This is a genomic window from Kitasatospora sp. NPDC043949, from assembly GCF_056435365.1.
The window spans coordinates 129,054-151,029 of sequence record NZ_JBWKEQ010000009.1; the positions used below are offsets into that span (position 1 = coordinate 129,054).

The following is a 21,976-nucleotide window of genomic DNA, read 5'->3' on the forward strand; positions in this document are numbered from 1 at the left end:
TCGGGTGGGTGGTCGTCGGGGCTCCGGTGGTGGTGGCCGGCGTGGTGCTGGTGTGCGGGTGGGCGCGACAGCGGCGGGCGCTCGGCCGGGTGTTGGCGCGGGTGTCGCCGGGGGCGGGGGTGGGGGCGTCGGCTTCTGGTGGTGGTGGTGGTGGTGGTGGTGGTGGTGGTGGCGGCGGCGGTGGCGGGCGGTGGCGGCCCGTGGCCCTGGCGGTGGGCTCCGGGGCCGGCGCGGCGGTGCTGCTCGGCGGCGCCGTCGGGGTGGTCGTCGGGGCGCTGCTTGCGGCGGGTGTGCACCGGTGGTCGGCCCGGGTGCGGTCCCCGACGGAGCGGCGGGCGGTCCTGGAGGAGGAACTGCTGACCAGGCAACTCCCGCTGAGTGCGGAGCTGTTGGCGGCCTGCCTCGGTTCGGCGGCCTCACCCTCGGCAGCGGTGTCGGCGGTCGGCCGGAGCGTGGGGGCACCGATGGGGCCCCGGCTGGTCGCGATCGGTGCCGAACTGGCCCTGGGCGCACCGCCGGAACTGTGCTGGAGCCGTCTGGGCGAGCAGCACCCGTCGCTGGCCCCGCTGGCGCGCTGCCTGGTCCGGACGAGCCTCGGCGGGGCTCCGGCGGCCGGGCCCTTGATCGGGCTCGCGCAGGGGCGGCGGACGGCGGCAGCCCGGGCGGCCCACGCCCGGGTCCGCCGGGCGGGGGTGCTCGCCACCGCTCCGCTCGGACTCTGCTTCCTCCCGGCCTTCGTCCTGATCGGCGTGGTGCCGGTCGTCATCGGCCTCACCACCCGCTTCGCCCAGGGCGGGTGAACGAGGGCCGCGCCAAGCGGATCGGCGGCGGATCCGTGGGCAGCGGCGTCGGCGGCAGCCGCGTAGACGGCACCGGGGGCATCGGTACGGCGGGGGCATCGGTATTTCGTATTTCGGAGACAGGAGAGATTCATGACCGCAGTGATCGCAACGAGGCCCGGCAGCGGGCTCGCGCTCCGGCACGCGCCCGGGGTATGGCGGCGCAGGAGCCGCTGGGCGGCCCGCCGGATGCGCGGGATGGCCCGGAGCCGGGGCCGGTCGGACGCCGGGATGACCACGGCGGAATATGCCGTCGGCACCTTGGCCGCGTGTGCCCTCGCGGCCGGGCTGTACAAGGTGGTGACCAGCGCGACCATCATGGGGGCGCTGACCGATTCACTGGAACGGGCGCTTCATGCGACCTAGCGACCGTCCACGAACTCCCGCCTGCGCGGCGGCGTTGGGGAGCGGGTCTCGTCGCGTTGCCGTAGGCCGCCCGGCGGCCCCCGGCCTTCGGCCGGGATGTGCCCCCACCGCGTCCTGCCCCTCCGCCGCCGTTCGGTGCACGCACCCCGACGCCGCCGCGCACCGCCTCCGGGCGGATGGCGTGAGGCCGAGGGCTCACCCCGGCCTGGCGGCGGCACGTGGTGGTGGGCGGGCGTGGTCGCTGCGGCCGGGCCGGCGCGGCGATGCGGGCTTCGTCACGGCGGAGACCGCGGTGGCCCTGCCAGCGCTCGTCCTGCTCGCGGCGATGCTGATCTGGGGCGTGCTGGCGGCGGCCGCGCAGATCCGCTGTGTGGACGCGGCCCGGGTCGGGGCCAGGGCGGCCGCACGCGGGGAGGCGGACGCCGCCGAACTCGCCCGCGCGGCCGCGCCGCCGGGGGCTCAGGTACGGGTGGTGATGGCGGCAGAGGTGGTGCGGGTGGAGGTGGACGCGCCGTGCGGGGCGCCGGGCAGGCTCGGCGGGCTGTTCGCGGTACGGCTGGGCGCGACCGCGGTGGCGGCGCGGGAGGACACCCTCGTGGGAATCGCGGGAGGTGGTGGTTCATGGCCGGCCTGACCGGGGTGCGGTCAAGGGCGCGGCGGTGGGCGAGAACGCGTACCGCCCGGGTGGCCGCCGTCGGCGGGCGCGGGCCGGACGCCGGTTCGGCGACGGTCTGGCTGCTCGCCCTGGCGATGCTCGGCACGGCGGTCTTCGCCGGGACGATCGCGGTCGGAGCGGTGGTCGCCGCGCGGCACCGGGCCGAGTCGGCCGCCGACCTGGCGGCGCTCGCGGCTGCGGACCGGCTGCTGCTGGACCCGGACGGCGGGTGCGGGCGGGCCGAGGGGATCGCCGCCGCGCAGGGCGCCGGCCTGGTGTCCTGCACGGTGGACCGGACGGGGGACGCCGTCGAGGTGGTGGCCGAGGTGACGGTCAGTGGGCTGCCGGCGCGTCTGCCGGTCGGTCCGGCGCGGGCGAGGGCGCGGGCCGGGCCGGTGCGGGCCGCGGTCACCGCCGCCGAGGACGGCCTCGGCGGGCCGACCGGCGGGTCGGCGGCGGGCTCATGAGCCGGTCGGCGGCCCAGCGTCCGCGCTCGGCTCGGGCTTCGCCCCGGAGTTCGTCTCCTAGTCCTTCTCGGAGTCCGTCCCGTGGTCCGCTTCGGAGCTCGCTGAGGGGCCTGTGGAGGGGCCTGCTGAGGGGTCCGCCGTCCCGGAGCCTGCCGTCCCGGAGCCTGCTTCCCCGGAGCCTGCCGTCCTGGGGGCGCCGTCCAGCAGGACGTCCAGCAGTTGGACGGCCGCGGCCTTGTCCAGCGGTTCGTTCCCGTTGCCGCACTTGGGTGACTGGACGCAGGACGGGCAGCCGCGCTCGCACTCGCAGGAGGCGATCGCCTCGCGCGTGGCCGTCAGCCACTCGACGGCCCGCTGGAAGCCGCGTTCGGCGAAGCCGGCCCCGCCCGGGTGGCCGTCGTAGACGAACACGGTGGGCAGTTTGGTGTCGGGGTGTAGCGGGACGGAGACGCCGCCGATGTCCCAGCGGTCGCAGGTGGCGAACAGCGGCAGCAGGCCGATAGAGGCGTGTTCGGCGGCGTGGGCGGCGCCGGGCAACTGGTCGAGCGGAAGGTCCGCGTCCAGCAGCTGGTCCTCGGTGACGGACCACCAGACCGCGCGGGTGCGCAGCGTGCGGGGCGGCAGGTCGAGCTTGCTCTCGCCCATGACCTCCCCGGTGGAGATCCGCTTCCGGAGGTAGCCGACCACCTGGTTGACCACCTCCACCGAACCGAAGCTGAGCCGGCCCTCGCCCCAGGCAACGGTGGTGTCGGTGTCGAGCACGGAGATGGAGGTGATGTCGCGGGCGGCCGTGGTGTACGGCGGGTCGGCCGGCTCGACCAGGGCGACCGAGTTCTCCAGGTCGAGTTCCCGGACCAGGAAGGTGCGGCCCTGGTGCAGGTGGACGGCCCCGGTGTGGACGGTGGTGTGGGCGGCCGCGGCGTCCACCGTGCCGAGCAGTCGGCCGGTGTCGGCCTCGACGATCTGCACCGGGCTGCCGCCGCTGCCGCGCAGGTCGACGGCGTCGGCCGCGCGTTCGCGGCGGGTCCAGTACCAGGAGCCGTCGCTGCGCCGGCGCAGCAGGCCGCGCCGTTCCAGGACGAGCAGCAGCGGTGCGGTGGAGGGGCCGAACAGCTCCAGGTCGGCGTCGGTGAGCGGGAGTTCGGCGGCTGCCGCGCACAGGTGCGGCGCGAGCACGTGGGGGTTGTCCGGGTCGAGCACGGTGGCTTCGACGGGCGCCGCGAACAGCGCCTCCGGGTGGTGCACCAGGTAGGTGTCCAGCGGGTCGTCCCGGGCGATCAGGATGGCCAGCGCGCCCTGGGCCTCGCGGCCCGCCCGCCCGGCCTGCTGCCAGAGCGAGGCCCGGGTGCCGGGGTAGCCGGCCATCAGGACGGCGTCGAGGCCGGAGACGTCGACGCCGAGTTCGAGGGCGGAGGTGGAGGCGAGTCCGAGCAGTCGGCCGGTGTGCAGCGCGCGTTCCAGGGCCCGGCGTTCGTCGGCGAGGTATCCGCCGCGGTAGGCGGCCACCCGGTCGGCGAGCGGTCGGCCGAGCTGGTCCTGGGTCTGGAGGGCGACGAGTTCGGCGGCCCGGCGGGAGCGGACGAAGACGACGGTGCGGGTCTGGCGCTCGACCAGGTCGGTCAGCAGGTGCGCGGCCTCGGCGGTGGCCGTGCGGCGGACGGGCGCGCCGTGTTCGCCGACGTTCTCGGTCAGCGGCGGCTCCCAGAGGCCGAAGACCATCGGCCCGCGCGGCGAGGCGTCCTCGGTGACCGCCCGGGCGGGCAGGCCGGTCAGACGCTCGGCGGTGGCGGCCGGGTCGGCGGTGGTGGCGGAGGCGAGCAGGAAGGTGGGTGACGAACCGTATCGGGCGCAGACGCGGCGCAGCCGCCGGAGGACCTGGGCGACGTGTGAGCCGAACACGCCCCGGTAGCTGTGGCACTCGTCGACGACCACGTAGCGCAGCACCTTGAGGAAGGAGGCCCAGCGGGCGTGGGCGGGCAGGATGCCGCGGTGCAGCATGTCCGGGTTGGTGAGCACGTACGAGGCGTACTGGCGGACCCACTCGCGTTCCTCGGGCGGGGTGTCGCCGTCGTAGAGGGCGGGTCGGACCCGGGGCGGGGCTAGTTCGGCGGCCCGGCGGCGCTGGTCGGCGGCGAGCGCCTTGGTCGGGGCGAGGTAGAGCGCGGTGGCGCCGCGGCCGTTGCGGGCCTCGGTGCCCTCCAGCAGGTCGCTGAGGACCGGGGCCAGGTAGCCGAGCGACTTGCCCGAGGCGGTCCCTGTGGCGATCACCACAGTCTGACCGCTTTTGGCCAGTTTCATCGCTTCTGCCTGGTGCGCCCAGGGCTGCTCCACGCCGACGGCGAGCGCGGCGGCCACGATCTCGGGCCGGATCGACTCGGGCCACGGCGCATAACGTGCAGGTCGGGCGGGAAGGTGCTCCGTATGGGTGAGCCGGTCGGACCGCCCCCGGCTGGTGGACAGGGTCGTGAGCAGTGCCTCGGGCAGGCTGTGTCGGGGCGGCATGAGGACCCAGTGTGTCACCGGCGTGACGGAGAATCGTCGTAAGCCATCGTGCGGGCATGGTCGCAGGTGGTTGAATGTGGCCGTGACGGCCGGATGGCCGTGGGTCGCAGCGCCGAGGCTTGCCACGTGTGGCTGGGCGCGCCCGGGCTCGCGACCATGCGGTGGCGGCCGGCCGGCCGAGGATCGCACATGACGTAGCAAGGCAAGGTGCTGGAGGTTCCGTGGACCTGTCCCTGTCGACCCGTTCAGTCGGCGATCGTACGGTCGTCGAGGTTGGCGGCGAGATCGATGTGTACACCGCCCCGAAGCTGCGGGAGCAGCTGGTCGAGCTCGTCAACGACGGCAAGTACCACCTCGTCGTCGACATGGAAGGCGTTGACTTCCTCGACTCGACCGGCCTCGGTGTGCTGGTGGGCGGTCTGAAGCGGGTGCGTGCCCACGAGGGCTCGCTGCGCCTGGTCTGCAACCAGGAGCGCATCCTGAAGATTTTCCGCATCACCGGCCTGACCAAGGTCTTCCCGATCCACACCTCGGTGGACGACGCGGTCAACGCGACCGACTGACGCGGCCGGGCCGGCCCGTGCCCGTGGAGGCCGGCCCGTTCGTCCCACGCGTCCGGGGTGCCGGGGCCTGCGGGCCCCGGTGCTTCCCCGGCCGCCCCGGGGCCGGTTCCGCCGGCCCGCAGGGGCCGCATCGTCGGCCCCGGTCGGAGCACCCCGAAGGGGAGAGATGGCAACCGTCGAACTTCGATTCAGCGCGCTTCCGGAGCACGTGCGAACGGCCCGGCTGGTCGCCGCGGCCGTCGCGAGACGGGCCGGGGTCGACGAGTCGGTGCTCGACGAGGTACGGCTCGCGGTCGGTGAGGCCTGCTCCCGCGCGGTCGGCCTGCACCAGCGCGGCGGCATCGGCGGCACGGTCCGGGTCGCGTTGACCGACCAGGAGAAGCGTTTCCTCATCGAGGTCGAGGACGAGGCCGGCCCTGCCGCCGTCCCGACCCCCGGCGCCGCCGAGGAGGCGGACCCGGACGAGGACACCCTCGGCCTCGCGGTGATCACCGGCCTGGTCGAGGACCTGGAGGTCACCAACGGCACGGACGGCGGCCTGATCCGGATGAGCTGGCCGGTCTCGGTCGAGTCCGTGGTGGTCTGAGGGCCCCGACCTTCGGGGTGCCTCGTGCGCCCCGGGTGGTCCGGGTGTCGGTCCAGTCCTCCGGGACGCGTTGACACGTTGTTGAACCTGGCGGTTCGTTGCTTCCGGCACGACCGGGTCCGATCGGTGATCGGACCTGTCGTGACAAGGAAGGCGCTCCGGGCCAAGCTGCCGATCAGCTCCTCGGTGAGCACCTGGGGCGAAGAGGTCTGCTTCGGCACGCCGGTCAGCGTGCCGCGCGCCGTCCGGCCCGGCCCGGCCCGGCTATCCGAACCGCCCGATCCGCGTCGAGCGCGCCTGAGCGGGGCCGGGCACCCGGTGGGGACAACCCGAGGTCCGGGAACCGGGCGCCAGTCGGCGGACATCGGCCGTGTAGGTTCGACGACCGAAGACGACCGAAACCGAAAGGCCTCTCCCGGTGAACAAGCGACTGCTGGCCGTACCCGTCCTCGGCGCGCTGCTCGCGTTCGGTGCCGTCGGCTGCGGCGACGACAACGGCAAGCAGCTGGAGTCCTGGGCGTCGAACGTCTGCGGCTCGGCCAAGGACCCGATCGTCCAGGCGCAGGCCGCGCTCGCCGACACCGCCCAGGTGAAGACCGGCGAGACCCCGACCGAGCTGCAGAAGCGGCTCTCGACGGACATCGGGCGGCTGGCCAAGACCAACCAGGACATCGCGGCGGCCATCACCGCGGCCGGGGTGCCCAAGGTGAAGGACGGCGCGAACCTGCAGAAGGACGCCGTCGCCGAGTTGACCAAGGCGGCCGACGGCTATCAGGACATCCAGAAGAAGCTGGACGCCGTGACCAACACCGACCAGTCGAAGTTCGCGGACGGCCTGCGCAGCATCTCGGACCAGATCCAGCAGCTGGCCTCGCTGTCCACGCAGGCGCAGGGCAAGCTGCAGCGCGGCGACCTCGGTGCGGCCATGGCCAAGCAGGACGGTTGCAAGCCCGCCGCCGCGGCCCCGGGCGGCGCGTCCGCCACCCCGAGCGCCGGGGCGCCCGGCGGGACGCCCGCGCCCGGCGCGACGGACGGCGCGAGCCCGTCGACCGCCCCCTCCGCGGGCACCGACACCACCCCGGCGAGCCCGCCCGCCGCCCCGCCGACCACCCCGACCACCCCCGTGCCCAGCACGAGCTGAGCCCGGGGCCCGTCGGGCCGGACCCTCCGACGCCGGTCCGGAGGGTGCCCGACCCCGCCCCCGACCCGCCCCGGACCCGCCCCCGACCCCCTCGACCCGCCCCGGACCCGGCGGCCGCCCGGTCCGGGGCGGGGGACAATGGCGGGGTGATCAGTAGCCCCGTTCTCGACCAGACCCGCCTCGCCAAGTTGCGTGAGGCGCTGCTCGCCGCCTCGTTCACCGCCGATGGCTGCCTCGACCTGCTCGGGCCCACCGGCTATGCGGCGTTGGCCCGTAGCGAGGCCGTGCCGGCGCTGCGGGCGACCAGGGGCGGCAGCCCGCTGGAGACGCTGGTCCGGCTGTTCCTGCTCCAGCAGCCGGTGCCGTACCGGGCGGCCGCGGCCGCGCTGCCGGTCGAGGACTGCCTGGCCGACGGCTGGCTGCGCTCCGACGGTGAACTGGTAAGGGCGACGGTGGACGTCCGGCCGTACGCCAACGAAGTGGCCGGGATGGACAGTTCGGACGCCTGGGTGGTGTCCGACCTGGGCTGCGCGGTGGGTGGCGCGGGCGGCATCGGATCCGGCGAGACCGCGCACGGGGTGGCCCGCAAGGACCTGGTGCTCGGGGTCGGCGGCGCGTCGACGACGCTGGCCAACATCACCGTGCGCCGTCCGGTCCGGTCCGCGCTGGACCTCGGTTCGGGTTCCGGCGTGCAGGCGCTGCACGCGGCCCGGCACGCCGGGCAGGTGACCGCCACCGACCTGAACCCTCGCGCGCTGCGCTTCTCCGAGCTGACCCTCGCACTGTCCGGTTTCGAGCGGCGGGAGGCGCTCGCCGGCAGCCTCTTCGAGCCGGTCGGGGAGCGCCGGTTCGACCTGATCGTCTCCAACCCGCCGTTCGTGATCTCGCCGGCCGGCCGGTTCACCTACCGCGACGGCGGCATGGCCGGCGACGACCTGTGCCGCAGCCTGGTCCGCTCGGCCGCCGACCACCTGGAGCCGGGCGGCTACTGCCAGTTGCTCGCCAACTGGCAGCACGTCAAGGGCGAGGACTGGCACGAGCGGCTGGCCGGCTGGGTGGCGGGCACCGGGCTGGACGCCTGGATCGTCCAGCGGGAGGTCCAGGACGTCGCCCAGTACGCCGAGTTGTGGCTGCGGGACGGCGGCGATCACCGCGGTCCGGGCGGCGACTACCAGGCCCGGTACGGCGAGTGGCTGGACGCCTTCGAGGCGGGCCGGGTCGAGGGCATCGGCATGGGCTGGATCACCCTGCGGGCGAGCGGCGCGGAGCGTCCGACCGTCCGGGTGGAGGAGTGGCCGCACCCGGTGGAGCAGCCGCTGGGCCCGCACATCGAGGAGTGGTTCGACCGGCAGGACTTCCTGCGTTCGCACGACGACGCGGGCCTGCTCGCGACCCGTTACGTGCTGGCCGACGAGGTGGTCCAGGAGCAGGTCGGCGAGCCGGGCGCGGAGGACCCGGAGCACGTGATCCTGCGTCACAACCGGGGCATGCGGCGGGCCACCAAGGTGGACACGGTGGGTGCCGGTTTCGTCGGGGTCTGTGACGGTTCGCTGTCGGCGGGCGAGATCGTGGACGCCATCGCGCAGTTGCTCGGCGAGGACCGGGTGGTCCTGCGGGATCGGGTGCCCGAGTCGCTGCGGCTGCTGACCGAGCAGGGGTTCATCCGCCCGGCAGGCTGACCCGGCGCACCTGACCCGGCGCACCTGACCCGGCGCACCTGACCCGGCGCACCTGACCCGGCGCACCTGACCCGGCGCACCTGACCCGGCGCCCTCGGGGTGGTGCACCTGACCCGGCGCACCTGGCGGGGGCGGTCGGCGCCGGTTCACCTTCCCGTGCCCCCCGGTTCGTCCGGCGGTCTCCGGTCGGCCGCCGCGCGTTGGCCCCCTGCTGCGAGTCTCTGTCCACAGGCTGTGGACAGAGCTGGGGAGCCGGGGGCCAGGAGTGGACACGACGACGGCGACGGTGGGCGGGGTGGTGCTCGCCCTCTTCGGTGGCGTGCTGCTGCTCTGGTGCGCCGCCGAGGTGCGCCTGCGCCACCGGGTCCGCCGTTCGGGGGCGTCGGCGGTGGCCACGGTCGTGGCCGAGGACGAGGCGCACGGCCAGCTCGACAGCGCCCCGCTGCTCTCCTTCTCCGTCCTGCCCCCGGTCGAAGGAGCCGGGGCGGGCCGGATCGCCGAACTGGTGCTCACCCGTCCGCGCGGACACACCCCGCTGCGCCGTCCGGACCGCTTCACTCCGGGCGCCCCGGTGCGGATCTGCTACGACCCGCGCCGCCCGAGCCGGGTGGTGCTGGCGGCCGGGGAGGTCCGCCGGGCCGCCGTCGCCGACCTGCTGTGGAGCGTGCTCGGCATGGGCTGTCTGGCGGCGGGCGCCGGGCTGCTCGCGGTGGTCAACGGCTGAATCCGGGGCGTACGCCCGACCCCGGTCGGGCTCGCCGGGAACCGGTGGCCAGCGCTCTGGGGAGGCCCCGCCGCGGCCCTCCGCAGGGCCGTCGATATTCCGTTGACAGATTTTGAAATCCGTCATTCCATCCTCCGGAACCCGCCGAAGCCCCCCTCCACGGGGCGCGAACCTCCGTCATCGGGTTACCGTTCGAGTGGCGTCGGTGAGCCCGGCAAAGTGAAAACGCGGGATCCTTCCGTTTGACAAGGGTGGCCGGGGTACGGTCACACTCCGCTGGTGGGGTCGTCGTACAGCGGCAGCCCCGGGACGGTGGAGGGGTCGGGCGGAGCGCAGCCCGTGCTGCCGGCGCCGACCAGCCCACATAAGGACCGGGAGAGAAGAGCGAAGGTGTCCCCGAGCAGCGAGACCGCGCACGGACAGCGACTCGTCATTGTCGAGTCGCCGGCCAAGGCGAAGACGATCAAGGGCTACCTGGGCCCCGGCTACATCGTCGAGGCGAGCGTCGGGCACATCCGCGACCTCCCCAGCACCGCGGCGGAGGTCCCGGACAAGTACACCGGCGAGGTGCGCCGCCTCGGGGTGGACGTCGACCACGACTTCGCCCCCATCTACGTGGTCAACGCGGACAAGAAGTCCCAGGTCAGCAAGTTGAAGTCGCTGCTCGCGGAGTCCGACGAGCTCTTCCTCGCCACCGATGAGGACCGCGAGGGCGAGGCCATCGCGTGGCACCTCCAGCAGGTGCTCAAGCCCAAGGTGCCGGTGCACCGGATGGTCTTCCACGAGATCACCAAGACGGCGATCCAGGAGGCGGTGGCCAACCCGCGCGAGCTCAACCAGCGCCTGGTCGACGCCCAGGAGACCCGCCGCATCCTCGACCGCCTCTACGGCTTCGAGGTCTCGCCGGTGCTGTGGAAGAAGGTCATGCCGAAGCTGTCGGCGGGCCGGGTGCAGTCCGTCGCGACCCGGCTGGTGGTCGAGCGCGAGCGCGAGCGGATCGCCTTCCGCACCGCCTCGTACTGGGACCTGGTCGGCACCTTCGGCACCGGCCGCACCCCGGCCGACGCGGCCAACCCGGAGACCCTCGGCGCCCGGCTCTCCTCGGTGGACGGCAAGCGGATCGCCACCGGCCGCGACTTCGGCTCGGACGGCCGGCTGAAGGCCGGCAGCGCCAACACGCTGCACCTGGACGAGCAGGCCGCCCGGCAGCTGGCCGCCGCCCTGGAGCAGACCGCGTTCAGCGTCCGCAGCGTCGAGTCCAAGCCCTACCGCCGCTCGCCGTACGCGCCGTTCCGCACCACCACGCTCCAGCAGGAGGCCAGCCGCAAGCTGGGCTTCGGCGCCAAGCGGACCATGCAGGTGGCCCAGAAGCTGTACGAGAACGGCTTCATCACCTATATGCGCACCGACTCCACCACGCTGTCGGAGACCGCGATCTCCGCCGCCCGCGCGCAGGTCACCCAGCTGTACGGCGCCGACTACCTGCCGGACGCCCCGCGCACCTACGCCAGCAAGGTCAAGAACGCGCAGGAGGCGCACGAGGCCGTCCGCCCCTCCGGCGACCGCTTCCGTACCCCCGCCGAGACCGGCCTGACCGGCGACGACTTCCGGCTCTACGAGCTGATCTGGATGCGCACCGTCGCCTCCCAGATGAAGGACGCGGTCGGCCAGTCGGTGACCGTCAAAGTCGGCGGCGCGTCCGCGGACGGCCGTGACGTCGAGTTCTCCGCCTCCGGCAAGATCATCACCTTCCACGGCTTCCTCAAGGCCTACGTCGAGGGCGCGGACGACCCGAACGCCGAGCTGGACGACCGCGAGCGCCGGCTGCCGCAGGTCGTCGAGGGCGACCCGCTGGCCGCCGAGCAGCTCACCCCCGAGGGCCACGCCACCAAGCCGCCGGCGCGCTACACCGAGGCCTCGCTGGTCAAGGAGCTGGAGGACCGGGAGATCGGTCGCCCCTCCACCTACGCGTCGATCATCGACACGATCATCCAGCGCCGGTACGTGTTCAAGAAGGGGACGGCGCTCGTCCCGTCCTTCCTCTCCTTCGCCGTGGTCAACCTCCTGGAGAAGCACTTCGGCCGGCTGGTCGACTACGACTTCACCGCCAAGATGGAGGACGACCTCGACCGGATCGCGGCCGGCGAGGCCAAGTCCGTGCCGTGGCTGAAGCGCTTCTACTTCGGCGAGGGCGACGGCCACGCGACCGGCGGCGCCGCCGAGGCCGGCAACGGCGACGGCGACCACCTGGGCGGCCTGAAGGAACTGGTCACCGACCTCGGCGCGATCGACGCCCGGGAGATCAGCTCGTTCCGGATCGGCGACGGCATCACCCTGCGGGTCGGCCGCTACGGCCCGTACGTCGAGCGCGCCTCCGACGTCGAGGGCGAGCCCGGCCAGCGCGCCGACATCCCCGACGACCTGCCGCCGGACGAGCTCACCGTCGAGCTGGCCGAGGAACTGCTGGCCAAGCCCAGCGGCGACTTCGAGCTCGGCCCGGACCCGGTCAGCGGCAACATGCTGGTCGCCAAGGACGGCCGCTACGGGCCCTACGTGACCGAGATCCTGCCCGAGGGCACGCCCAAGACCGGCAAGAACGCGGTCAAGCCGCGCACCGCCTCGCTGCTGAAGACGATGTCGCTGGACGCCGTCACCCTGGAGGACGCGCTGCGGCTGCTCTCGCTGCCGCGTGTGGTCGGCGCCGACGCCGAGGGCGTGGAGATCACCGCGCAGAACGGCCGCTACGGTCCGTACCTCAAGCGCGGCACCGACTCCCGCTCGCTCACCAGTGAGGAGCAGATGTTCACGGTCACCCTGGAGGAGGCCCTGGCCATCTACGCCCAGCCCAAGCAGCGCGGCCGGGCCGCCGCCGCCCCGCCGCTCAAGGAGCTGGGCACCGACCCGGTCAGCGAGCGCCCCGTCGTTGTCAAGGACGGCCGCTTCGGACCGTACGTGACCGACGGCGAGACCAACGCCACGCTCCGCAAGGACGACGAGGTCGAGACCATCACGCCGGAGCGCGGCTACGAGCTGCTCGCCGAGAAGCGGGCGCGCGGGCCGGTGAAGAAGACGGCGAAGAAGGCCCCGGCCAAGAAGACGACCGCCAAGAAGGCGACGGCGACCAAGACCGCGGCCACCAAGACCGCGACCGCGAAGAAGACCGCCGCCAAGAAGACCGCGACGAAGGCAACGGCGACGAAGGCGACCGCGGCGAAGAAGACGGCGGCCAAGAAGACCGCCGTCGGGAAGGCCGCGGCCACCGACGAGGGCTGATCTCCTCCGGATCCTCCGACAGGGGCGCCGTCGGTGCCGTTGCCAGCGCCTTCGCCGGCGTCTCCGCCAGTGCCTGCCAGTGCCTGCCAGTGCTCACGGGCCCGCGACCCCACCCCGGGGACGCGGGCCCGAGGCCGGTCGGACGGTGTGCGCGGAACGTCACAACCCGGTGATGAGCGGGATCCGGAACCCCGTTCATCTCATTCCGGTCAACCTCAGCCCGCTACGCTGACCGTATGACGAGCGAGGAGCAGCCCACCCCCAGCGCCGCCCCGGCCGCCCGCGACGCCACGTCCGGGCTGCCCGAGGTCGCGCCAGCCGGGACCCCGGTCGACCGGGCTCGCGCGCTGCTGCGGACGCGCCCCTACCGGCGCCTGTGGACCACCCAGCTGATCGGCGGCACCGCCGACCGGCTCGGCCTGCTGGTGATGCTCGCGCTCACCGTGATCGCCGTCGCCCTCGGCGGCCGGTTCGGCGACCTGCCGCGCAGCCTCGCCTTCGCCGTCACGGCGGTCCTCGCCGTCCGGCTGGCGGCCACCGGGCTGGTCGGCGTCGCGCTGCTCGGGCCGGTGCACCGGCTGGTCGCCGGCCGGCTGGACCGGCGCTGGACGCTGTTCGGCGCCGACGCGCTGTGCGCCCTGCTGATCGGCCTCGCACCCTGGTGGACCGTCTGGCTGGGCTCCGGCCCGAAGCCCTCCGTCGGCGCCGCCTACGTCCTGCTCGCCACGGTGTTCGTCACCGGTGCCGCCGAGCGGGTCCGGGGGATCGCCAAGGCCGCCGCCGTCCCGGGCCTGCTGCCGCCCGCCGATCCGTACGCCCCCGCCGCCGAGCAGCGGCCCGCCGCCGCCCACCTGGACACCGTCCGGAGCATCGACCGCTTCACCGGCTGGGCCACCCTGCCGCTCGCGGCCGCCGGCCTGGTCGCCCTCACCCTGCTGAACAACATCGGCGCGGCGCTCGGCTCGGACTGGCTCCGGGCCCACCAGCTCACCCTCGCCGCGCTCGGCGCGGCCGGCCTGTTCGCCGCCTCGGCCGCCCGCGACTACCTCCAGCAGCTGCCCGTCGGCCCGGTGGCCGTCGCCCCGCACTCGCCGCTGCAGGGCCTGCGCGCCCCCACCGACGCCACCCCCGGCCCCGCGCTGAGCAAGGGCCGAACCGGCAGCGCCCCGTACTTCACCTTCGCCGTCGCCGCCGGGTACGCCTCGATGGCCGGCGTCGCCGCGCTCGCGCTGCTCACCGCCGCCGAGCACCGGGCCGGGCCGATCGGCTACGGCCTGCTGGTCCTCGCCGCCACCGCGGCGCCCGCCCTCGGCTCCCGGCTCACCCGGGCCACGCTGCCCGCGCTCTCGCGCCGCCGCCTGCTCGCGCTGGCGCTGCTCACCGAGGGCGTGGCGCTGATCCTGGCCGGGCTGGTGCTGGACTTCGTCCTCGTCCTGGCCCTCACCGTGCTGGCCGGCCTCACCGCCGGGATCGTCGTCTCCGCCGGGCGCACCCTGCTCGGCCAGGAGGTCGAGGAGGCCCGGCTGCCGAAGGTCACCGAGCACCTGTACGCGGTGCTGCGGGTCGTGGTCGGCGCCGCGCTGGTCGTCGTCCCGCTGATCGCCGCGGCGTACGGGGACGTCGAGTACGGCACGGTCGAGCCCGGCTCGTTCACCTTCATCCACGGCGGCGCGGCTCTCGCCGTCGCCACCTCGGGGCTGCTCACGCTCGTCCTCGCCGCCGTCGTCCTGCTGCGGACCGACGACCGGCGCGGCACCGCGCCCTTCGGCCGGGACCTGGTCGACGCGGTGCGCGGCGCCGTCGGCCCGGCCCCGCGCCAGGGCGCCGGCACCGGCTTCTTCATCGCCCTGGAGGGCGGCGACGGCGCCGGCAAGTCCACCCAGGCCCAGGCGCTCGCCGAGTGGATCCGCGGCAAGGGGCACGAGGTCGTGCTCACCCGCGAGCCCGGCGGCAGCCCGGTCGGCCAGCGGCTGCGCGGCCTCGTCCTGGACGTCGGCAACACCGGCCTGTCGCACCGCGCCGAGGCGCTGATCTACGCCGCCGACCGGGCCGAGCACGTCGAGAACGTCATCCGGCCGGCCCTCGCCCGCGGCGCCGTGGTGATCACCGACCGGTACATGGACTCCTCCATCGCCTACCAGGGCGCCGGGCGCGACCTGGCCGCCACCGAGGTCGCCAGGATCTCCCGCTGGGCGACCGGCGGGCTGCTGCCCGACCTGACCGTCGTCCTGGACGTCGACCCGACCAGGGCCCGGGAGCGCTTCACCGAGGCGCTCGACCGGCTGGAGTCCGAGCCCACCGAGTTCCACCAGCGGGTCCGGGCCGGCTTCCTCGCCCTCGCGGCCGCCGACCCGGCGCGCTACCTGGTCGTCGACGGCAGTCAGGCCCCCGGCTTCGTCACCACCGCGATCCGGCACCGGCTCGACCGCGAGCTGCCGCTCTCCGAGCAGGAGAAGGCCGCCCGCGCGGAGCAGGAGCGGCTCGCCCGCGAAGAGGCCGAGCGCCGCGCCGCCGAGGAGGCCCGCAAGAAGGCCGAGGCCGAGGCCGCCGAGCGCAAGCGGCAGGAAGTGCTGGCGCAGCTGCGGGCCGAACAGGCCGAGCAGGAGCGGCTGGCCAAGGAGGAGGCCGAGCGGGCCGCCGCCGAGGCCCGGCGCAAGGCCGAGGAGGAGGCCCGCCGCCGGGCGGAGGAGGAAGCCCGCCGCCGCGCCGAGGAGGAGGCCAAGCGGAAGGCCGAGGAGGACGCCCGGCTGGCGGCGGAGGCCGCCGAGCGCAAGCGCCTCGCCGACGAGGCGGCCGCCCAGGCGGAGCTCCAGCGGCAGCGCGAACTCCAGCGCGAGGAGCAGCGCCGCCGGGCGGAGGAGGCGCTGCAGCGGGCCGAGGAGGCCCGGCTGGCGCAGGCCGCCGCGCTCGCGGCCGCGGCTGCGGCGGCGCAGACGACGGCGGATCGGGCGGCGGCGGGTTCGGCGGGCCTGGCGGGTTCGGCCGGTCCGGCCGGTCCGGCCTCAGGCTCGGCTGCTGGTCAGGCTGCTGGTTCGGCTCCTGGTGATGCCGTGACCACCGAGCTGCGGGCCGTCCGGGACGTCCCGGGGGCGGGGTCCGTGGGCACTCCCGGGCCCGGTGGGACCGACGAGGCGACGCGGGAGCTGTCGCTGCGGGACAGCCGGGCGGCCGTCCGGGCGGCGGAGGCCGCCGACGAGACCGCCCAGCTGCCGGTCGTCCCGTCGACCGCCGTGGACGAGACGGCCGTGCTGCCGAAGATCACGGAGGAGGCGGACCGGGCCGCTGTGCTGCCGCGGATCGAGCCGGGGCGTCCGGCGCCGGAGCGTCCTGTGTCGGAGCGTCCTGTGTCGGAGCGTTCTGCCCCGGAGCGCCCGGCACCGGGCCGGGTGGAGCCGGGCCGTGCGGGGGCGGGTCGTACCCAGGCGGGCCGTACCGAGGACCGGGTGCCGCCGGGGCTGTGGCGCGAGGAGCCGGTGGACAGCACCCGCGAGCTGCCGGTGGTCGGCGACGAGCCGCAGCCCGCCGACGAGTCGCAGGCCACCGCCGAGCGACCCCGGCCGGAGTGGGCCGAGGAGACGCCGATGGACGACCTGCCGAGCCTCACCGACACCCTGCTCGGCTCGCGTGACGAGTGGTCGCGCTGGAATCACGGCGGCCCAGCCCCGCAGGACCCGCGTGGCGGCCAGGACCGGCCCGCCCCCGGGGGCGACCAGGGCGAGGGCGGCGGCAAGGGCAAGGGCCGTCGCTGGGGCCGTCGGGGCTGACCTCGGGCTGCGGCGGTACGGACGCCGGCAGGACAGCGGTACGGACGACGGGCGGCGTCGTCGGGGTGGAGAGCTCCGGCGGCGCCGCCCGTCGCCTTCGGCGTCGGGGCGCCTCCTTCGGTGGTGGGCACCCCGGAGGGCGCCGTGGCTGTCGGAGCGGACACGTATGCTCGACGGCGGGGAAGAGGCGCCGGGAGCGCTGCCGTACGGAGCTTGGGAGCAGCAGTGGCCGTCTGGGACGACCTGGTGGGCCAGGAGCGGGTGGTCGAGCAGCTGACCGCCGCCGCCCGGTCGGCCGGGGCGACGATCGCGGCCGGCCGCGGAGCCGGCCCGCAGCCGGGCGGGAACGCCTCCCTGATGACGCACGCCTGGCTGTTCACCGGCCCGCCCGGGGCCGGGCAGGTCACCGCTGCGCGCGCGTTCGCCGCGGCCCTCCAGTGCACCAGCCCGGACCTCGCGCTCGGCGGTACGCCCGGCTGCGGGTTCTGCGACGGCTGCCACACCGTGCTGGCCGGCAGCCACGCCGACGTCAAGTACGTCCGGACCGACGGCCTGTCCATCGGCGTCGGCGACATGCGCGAGCTCGTGCTGCGCGCCTCCAGCTACCCGACCGGCGGCCGCTGGTCGGTGATCCTGGTCGACGCCGCCCACCGGCTCACCGAGGCCGCCGCGAACGCGCTGCTCAAGGGCGTGGAGGAGCCCTCCCCGCGCACCGTCTGGCTGCTCTGCGCCCCCTCCGTCCAGGACGTGCTGCCGACCATCCGTTCGCGCTGCCGCCTGCTCGTCCTGCGCACGCCCACCGCCGAGGCCGTCGCCGACATGCTGGTCCGCCGCGACGGCGTCGACCCGGAGACGGCCCGGCTGGCCGCGCTCGCCGGGCAGGGCGACGTCGGGCGCGCGCGCCGCCTCGCCGTCGACGACCAGGCCCGCACCCGCCGCGCCGAGGTGCTGCGGATCCCGCTGGAGGTCGCCGACATCGGCGGCTGCCTGGCCGCCGCCCAGCGCCTCGTCGACACCGCCAAGGCCGACGCCGAGGCGCTCGCCGAGACCCAGGACGCCAAGGAGACCGACGACCTGAAGGCCGCCTACGGCGCCACCGAGGGCAGCAAGGCGCCGCGCGGCATGGCCGGGGCGGTCAAGGAACTGGAGAAGCGGCAGAAGAGCCGGGCCACCCGCACCCGCCGGGAGACCCTCGGCGTCGCACTGCTCGACCTGCTCGGCTTCTACCGGGACGTGCTCGCGCTGCAGCTCGGCTCCAGCGGCACCCTCGCCAACGAGGACCAGCGGCAGGCCCTGAACCGGGTCGCGCAGGAGGGCCCGCCGGAGAGCACGCTGCGCCGGATCGAGGCGGTGCTCGCCTGTCGGCAGGCGTTGGACCGCAACGTGGATCCGCTGCTCGCCGTCGAGGCGATGACGGTGGCGCTGCGCGCGGGCTGAGCTGAACCGCGCTGCCGCGCTGCCGCGCCGCCGGGCCGTTCCGGGGTGGGCCCGTCGGGCTGAACGCCCGGCGTAGGCCTCCCGGAGCCGTCCCGTTGTCCCACCTTCGAGTGAATGATCGATACGCGCCGGGCACACCCGCGTGTGACCGTCCGCCCGTTGTGCACGCTGGGGGCCGACTGTGCCCCGGTGCCGGGGCCGTCGCCCCCGTACGGCACCGGGTCCCGTCCGGCGCCGGCCCTCCTCCCGAGGCGGTGCGTCCCATGGTTCGTTCGCTCCTCGTCATCCCTCTGCTGATGGCCGCGCTGGGCGGGATCTGGCTGGCCCGCGGCGCGCTCCAGCGCTGGCGCGACCTGCGCGCCGCCGCGACGTACGAACTGGCCGGTGAACGCTGGCCGATGCTGGTGCGGGCGGCCGGAGCGATGATCTGCGGGGTCTGCGTCACCGCATTGACGCTGCTCACGGCGCTCGGGGCGTTCGGCGGCCTGACCCCCCGCGGCCAGGAATCGGACCGGGCCGAGCCGGTGGTCGACGCGGCGGGTGCGGGCCAGGGCGGGGGACCGGCGGTCCGGCAGCAGCCGGCGCCGCCCGTCGTGGCGGAGCCGGCCGCGGCCTCCGCCGCCGTGAACCACTTCGACGGTGTCGGCCAGCCGGGCGGCGGCGAGCTGCTGCAGTCCGCCGTGCCCGGCCCGGACGGGCAGCCGCGCACCGTCCGGGTCTGGCTCCCGCCGCAGTACGCCAAGGAGCCGAACGCGCGCTTCCCCGTCGTCGTGATGCAGGCGGCCACCCCGCGCAAGACCGCCGACGCCGAGGTCCCGGACGTCTTCGAGGGCCTCACCGCAGCCCTGCAGACCGGCCGCGCCCGCCCCTTCATCCTGGTCGCCCCCGAGGCGCCGAACGGCACCGCGCACCCCTGCGACCTGGTCGCCGCCGCGCCGGCCGCCGTCGCCGACGACGAGACGCTGCGCGCCGCCATCGCCGCCTCGTTCCGCATCCTGGCGCCCGGCCCGGCCTCCTGGGGCACCCTCGGCGTCGAGGGCGGTGCGCCGTGCGCCGCCGCCGCCGTGCTGTCCCGCCCCGACCTGTACGGCGCCGCCGCCGCGGTGTCCGGCCGCTACGACGCCGCCGCGCTCACCCAGGCCGGCGCCGAGGCCCCGGCCGGCAGCGCGGCGAAGCTCCTGCTGGCCGCCGCCAAGGCCGACACGGCCGGGCTGGACGCGGCCCGCAAGCTCCAGGCCGCGCTCACGGCCGGGGCCGGACCGGCGGCCAAGGCCGAGGTGAAGATCTCCGACAACGTGCAGGACTACACCCCCGACCGGGAGCGGATGCGGCTCGTCCGGCAGGCGGCGCAGTACCTGGCCGACGCGCTGGCCAAGGCGTCCTGAGCCGCCGTCCCGGACGGGGCGTCGCCGCCCGGTGCCCGTAGCGGGTGCCGGGCGGCGTGCTGTGGTGCAATGCGAGTCGGGTCGCCGGGCGACGACCCTGGGTGACGATCGAGAGGGCTCGGATGATCGCGAGGGGTCGGATGAGGGCCACCGGGCGGGTACTGGCGGCGGCGCTCGCCGTCGGGCTGCTGGCGGGCGGGTGCGGTGCGGGTTCCTCGAGTTCGTCTGGTTCGACGAGCTCGTCGGGTTCCTCGGGTTCCTCGGGTTCCTCGGGTTCAGAGGGTTCAGAGGGTTCAGCGGGTTCGTCCGGGGCGGGGGGCGCCGGGCCGTCCAGCCCGGCCGCGCCCGGGGTCACGCCGCTGGAGCCGCTGCCCGCCGCCGTCCCGGCCGGGCTGGCCCCGTACTACGCGCAGCGGCTCGACTGGCAGCCGTGCGACGGCGGATTCGAGTGCACCGCCTTCCGGGTGCCGCTGGACTACGACCGCCCCGGCGACGGTGACCTCACCCTGGTGGCGGCCCGCGCCACCGCCGTCCCGGCGGGCTCGGGCTCGGGCTCGGGCTCCGAGGAGGGGGCCGGGGGAGGCCGGCTCGGCTCGCTGCTGCTCAACCCCGGCGGGCCCGGCGGCTCGGCGGTCGAGTACCTGGAGGCCACCGCGCGGACGTACGACAGCGGCGTGCGCGCCCGGTACGACCTGGTCGGCCTCGACCCGCGCGGGGTCGGCCGCAGCAACCCGGTCACCTGCCTGAGCGGCGACCGGATGGACGCCTACACCGCCGTCGACCTCACCCCCGGCGACCAGCACGGAATCGACGCCCTGGTCGCCGCCGACAAGGAGTTCGCCGAGGGCTGCCGCCAGCGCGCCGGGGCGGCGCTCGGCCACCTCGGCACCGTCGAGGCCGCCCGCGACATGGACGTGCTGCGCGCCCTGCTCGGCGACGAGCGGCTGAACTACGTCGGCAAGTCCTACGGCACCTTCCTCGGCGCCACCTACGCCGGGCTCTTCCCCGGCCGGGTCGGGCGGCTGGTGCTGGACGGCGCGGTGGACCCGTCGCTCGACTCGGTCACCGGCAACCGCACCCAGGCCGGCGGCTTCGAGACGGCCTGGGCCGCCTTCGCCAAGGACTGCGCCAAGCACGAGGACTGCCCGCTCGGCCGCACCGAACAGCAGATCGGCGAGCAGCTCACCGCCCTGCTCGTCACCGTCCAGGCCAACCCGCTGCCCAGCACCGACCACGGCCGGCGACTCACCGAGGCCCAGGCGACCACCGGCGTCATCCAGGCCATGTACGCCGACTTCCTCTGGCCCAAACTGCGCACCGCGCTCACCGACGCCAAGGCCGGCGACGGCACCAGCCTGCTGAGGCTCTCCGACTCCTACTACGGGCGCGAGGCGGACGGCTCGTACCCCAACCTGATGTTCGCCAACACGGCGGTGAACTGCCTCGACCTGCCCGCCCCGTTCGCCGGGCCGGAGGACGTCCAGCGCGCCGTGCCGGACTTCGAACAGGCCTCGCCGCACTTCGGCCGCGACATGGCGTGGATGGCGCTGGCCTGCACCTACTGGCCGGTCCGGGCCACCGGCACGGCGCACACCATCCGGGCCGCCGGCGCCGCCCCCATCGTCGTCGTCGGCACCACCCGCGACCCGGCCACCCCGTACGCGTGGGCCCAGGCGCTGGCCGGGCAACTGGAGTCCGGACGCCTGCTCACCTACGACGGGGACGGCCACACCGCGTACGCGCACCACGACGCCTGCGTGGACGGCGCGGTCAACCGCTACCTGCTGGCGGGCGAGGCACCGGAGCCGGGCGCGCGCTGCACCCGGTAGGCGGGATGGTTTCCGCTTCAACCGACCGCCGGTGCGACGTTACGATGAGCGCCCCCCGCCCTCATCCCCTCCCCTCCCCGGAGCGCACCGTGCTCGGAGTCAACGACCTGGCGACGTACGTCCTCGGCGCCCTCGTCATCGTCCTACTGCCCGGCCCCAACTCCCTGTACGTGCTGTCCGTCGCCGCCCGCAAGGGCATCCGGACCGGCTACCAGGCCGCCGCCGGCGTCTTCGTCGGCGACCTCACCCTGATCAGCCTCACCTCGCTGGGCGCCGCCTCCCTCCTCAAGGCCAACCCGGCCGTCTTCGCCGTGGTCAAGCTCGGCGGCGCCGCCTACCTGCTCTGGATCGGCTACGGCATGCTCCGCGCCGCCCGCCAGCTCTGGCGCGAACGCCGGACCGCCGACAACCCCGACAACCCCGCCGCCACCGCCGAACCGGCCGCCGAACCCGTCGAGCGCCCGTTCCGCCGCGCCCTGGTGATCAGCCTGCTGAACCCGAAGGCGATCCTCTTCCTGCTCTCCTTCTTCACCCAGTTCGTCGACCCGGCCTACGGACAGCCGGCCCTCTCCTTCGGCCTGCTCGGCGGCATCCTGCAGACCTTCAGCGTGCTCTACCTCTCCCTGCTGATCTTCGCCGGCACCACCCTCGCCACCGCCTTCCGCCGCCGCCGTCGCCTCTCCGCCACCCTCACCAGCGGCGTCGCCGTCCTCTTCGCCGGCTTCGCCGCCAAACTCGCCGTCTCCTCCGCCTGACCCCCACCCCC

16 protein-coding genes are annotated in these 21,976 nt (G+C 75.1%); 15 read left to right on the top strand and 1 reads right to left on the bottom strand.

Features of this window, described 5'->3' with window-relative positions:
* Positions 1-8: 8 nt before the first annotated feature.
* The 4 genes from AC07AL_RS10415 to AC07AL_RS10430 all read left to right on the top strand — a co-directional run bounded on the left by AC07AL_RS10415 (position 9) and on the right by AC07AL_RS10430 (position 2,327).
* Entirely contained in the window at positions 9-800 is a 792-nt protein-coding gene (locus tag AC07AL_RS10415) for a type II secretion system F family protein (protein WP_478317312.1), read from the top strand.
* Positions 801-932: 132 nt separating this feature from the next.
* Positions 933-1,205, top strand: a complete 273-nt coding sequence (locus AC07AL_RS10420; RefSeq protein ID WP_350882009.1) for a DUF4244 domain-containing protein — start codon at positions 933-935, stop codon at positions 1,203-1,205.
* Positions 1,206-1,497: 292 nt separating this feature from the next.
* A complete protein-coding gene (locus AC07AL_RS10425) occupies positions 1,498-1,839 on the top strand; it encodes a TadE family type IV pilus minor pilin (protein ID WP_478317313.1) in 342 nt (113 codons plus the stop codon).
* On the top strand, positions 1,827-2,327 hold the full coding sequence (locus AC07AL_RS10430) for an Rv3654c family TadE-like protein (protein ID WP_363587415.1): 501 nt from the start codon (positions 1,827-1,829) through the stop codon (positions 2,325-2,327). The genes AC07AL_RS10425 and AC07AL_RS10430 overlap by 13 nt, the downstream gene beginning before the upstream one ends.
* A 57-nt stretch (positions 2,328-2,384) precedes the next feature.
* Here the strand turns inward: AC07AL_RS10430 and AC07AL_RS10435 are convergent, their stop codons facing one another.
* Entirely contained in the window at positions 2,385-4,829 is a 2,445-nt protein-coding gene (locus AC07AL_RS10435; RefSeq protein WP_478317314.1) for a DEAD/DEAH box helicase, read from the bottom strand.
* A gap of 221 nt (positions 4,830-5,050) precedes the next feature.
* On the opposite strand from AC07AL_RS10435, the gene bldG reads away from it, so the two are divergent.
* From bldG to leuE, 11 genes are all read left to right on the top strand, one after another.
* The gene (gene bldG / locus AC07AL_RS10440) at positions 5,051-5,392 is read left to right on the top strand and encodes an anti-sigma factor antagonist BldG (protein ID WP_049659132.1); all 342 of its coding nucleotides are present in this window, start codon (positions 5,051-5,053) and stop codon (positions 5,390-5,392) included.
* A gap of 166 nt (positions 5,393-5,558) precedes the next feature.
* Positions 5,559-5,978 carry an ATP-binding protein gene (locus AC07AL_RS10445; RefSeq protein ID WP_363587411.1) on the top strand — a complete coding sequence of 140 codons (420 nt, stop codon included), beginning with the start codon at positions 5,559-5,561 and terminating at the stop codon, positions 5,976-5,978.
* A 418-nt stretch (positions 5,979-6,396) separates the two neighbouring features.
* Positions 6,397-7,119, top strand: a complete 723-nt coding sequence (locus tag AC07AL_RS10450) for a hypothetical protein (RefSeq protein WP_400803932.1) — start codon at positions 6,397-6,399, stop codon at positions 7,117-7,119.
* Between the two features lie 146 nt (positions 7,120-7,265).
* Entirely contained in the window at positions 7,266-8,798 is a 1,533-nt protein-coding gene (locus AC07AL_RS10455) for a DUF7059 domain-containing protein (RefSeq protein ID WP_400327006.1), read from the top strand.
* A 265-nt stretch (positions 8,799-9,063) separates the two neighbouring features.
* Positions 9,064-9,522: a DUF3592 domain-containing protein gene (locus AC07AL_RS10460; RefSeq protein ID WP_363587406.1), complete on the top strand. Its 459-nt coding sequence runs from the start codon at positions 9,064-9,066 to the stop codon at positions 9,520-9,522.
* Between the two features lie 390 nt (positions 9,523-9,912).
* Entirely contained in the window at positions 9,913-12,795 is a 2,883-nt protein-coding gene (topA, locus tag AC07AL_RS10465) for a type I DNA topoisomerase (RefSeq protein WP_400327000.1), read from the top strand.
* 236 nt (positions 12,796-13,031) lie between these two features.
* Positions 13,032-16,559: a dTMP kinase gene (gene tmk / locus AC07AL_RS10470; RefSeq protein ID WP_478317315.1), complete on the top strand. Its 3,528-nt coding sequence runs from the start codon at positions 13,032-13,034 to the stop codon at positions 16,557-16,559.
* Between the two features lie 225 nt (positions 16,560-16,784).
* Complete coding sequence (locus tag AC07AL_RS10475; protein ID WP_363627900.1) at positions 16,785-17,996, top strand: DNA polymerase III subunit delta'; 1,212 nt, start codon at positions 16,785-16,787, stop codon at positions 17,994-17,996.
* Between the two features lie 263 nt (positions 17,997-18,259).
* Positions 18,260-19,381, top strand: a complete 1,122-nt coding sequence (locus AC07AL_RS10480; protein ID WP_478317316.1) for an alpha/beta hydrolase — start codon at positions 18,260-18,262, stop codon at positions 19,379-19,381.
* A gap of 140 nt (positions 19,382-19,521) precedes the next feature.
* Positions 19,522-21,210 carry an alpha/beta hydrolase gene (locus AC07AL_RS10485; RefSeq protein ID WP_478317317.1) on the top strand — a complete coding sequence of 563 codons (1,689 nt, stop codon included), beginning with the start codon at positions 19,522-19,524 and terminating at the stop codon, positions 21,208-21,210.
* A gap of 89 nt (positions 21,211-21,299) precedes the next feature.
* A complete protein-coding gene (gene leuE, locus AC07AL_RS10490; protein ID WP_400326991.1) occupies positions 21,300-21,965 on the top strand; it encodes a leucine efflux protein LeuE in 666 nt (221 codons plus the stop codon).
* Positions 21,966-21,976: the final 11 nt, after the last annotated feature.

Coding starts and splice junctions, on each gene's coding strand:
- tmk (WP_478317315.1), top strand. CDS start 13,032: ATGACGAGCGAGGAGCAGCCCACCCCCAGCGCCGCCCCGGCCGCCCGC.
- AC07AL_RS10420 (WP_350882009.1), top strand. CDS start 933: ATGACCGCAGTGATCGCAACGAGGCCCGGCAGCGGGCTCGCGCTCCGG.
- AC07AL_RS10485 (WP_478317317.1), top strand. CDS start 19,522: ATGAGGGCCACCGGGCGGGTACTGGCGGCGGCGCTCGCCGTCGGGCTG.
- AC07AL_RS10480 (WP_478317316.1), top strand. CDS start 18,260: ATGGTTCGTTCGCTCCTCGTCATCCCTCTGCTGATGGCCGCGCTGGGC.
- AC07AL_RS10435 (WP_478317314.1), bottom strand. CDS start 4,829: ATGCCGCCCCGACACAGCCTGCCCGAGGCACTGCTCACGACCCTGTCC.
- AC07AL_RS10430 (WP_363587415.1), top strand. CDS start 1,827: ATGGCCGGCCTGACCGGGGTGCGGTCAAGGGCGCGGCGGTGGGCGAGA.
- AC07AL_RS10445 (WP_363587411.1), top strand. CDS start 5,559: ATGGCAACCGTCGAACTTCGATTCAGCGCGCTTCCGGAGCACGTGCGA.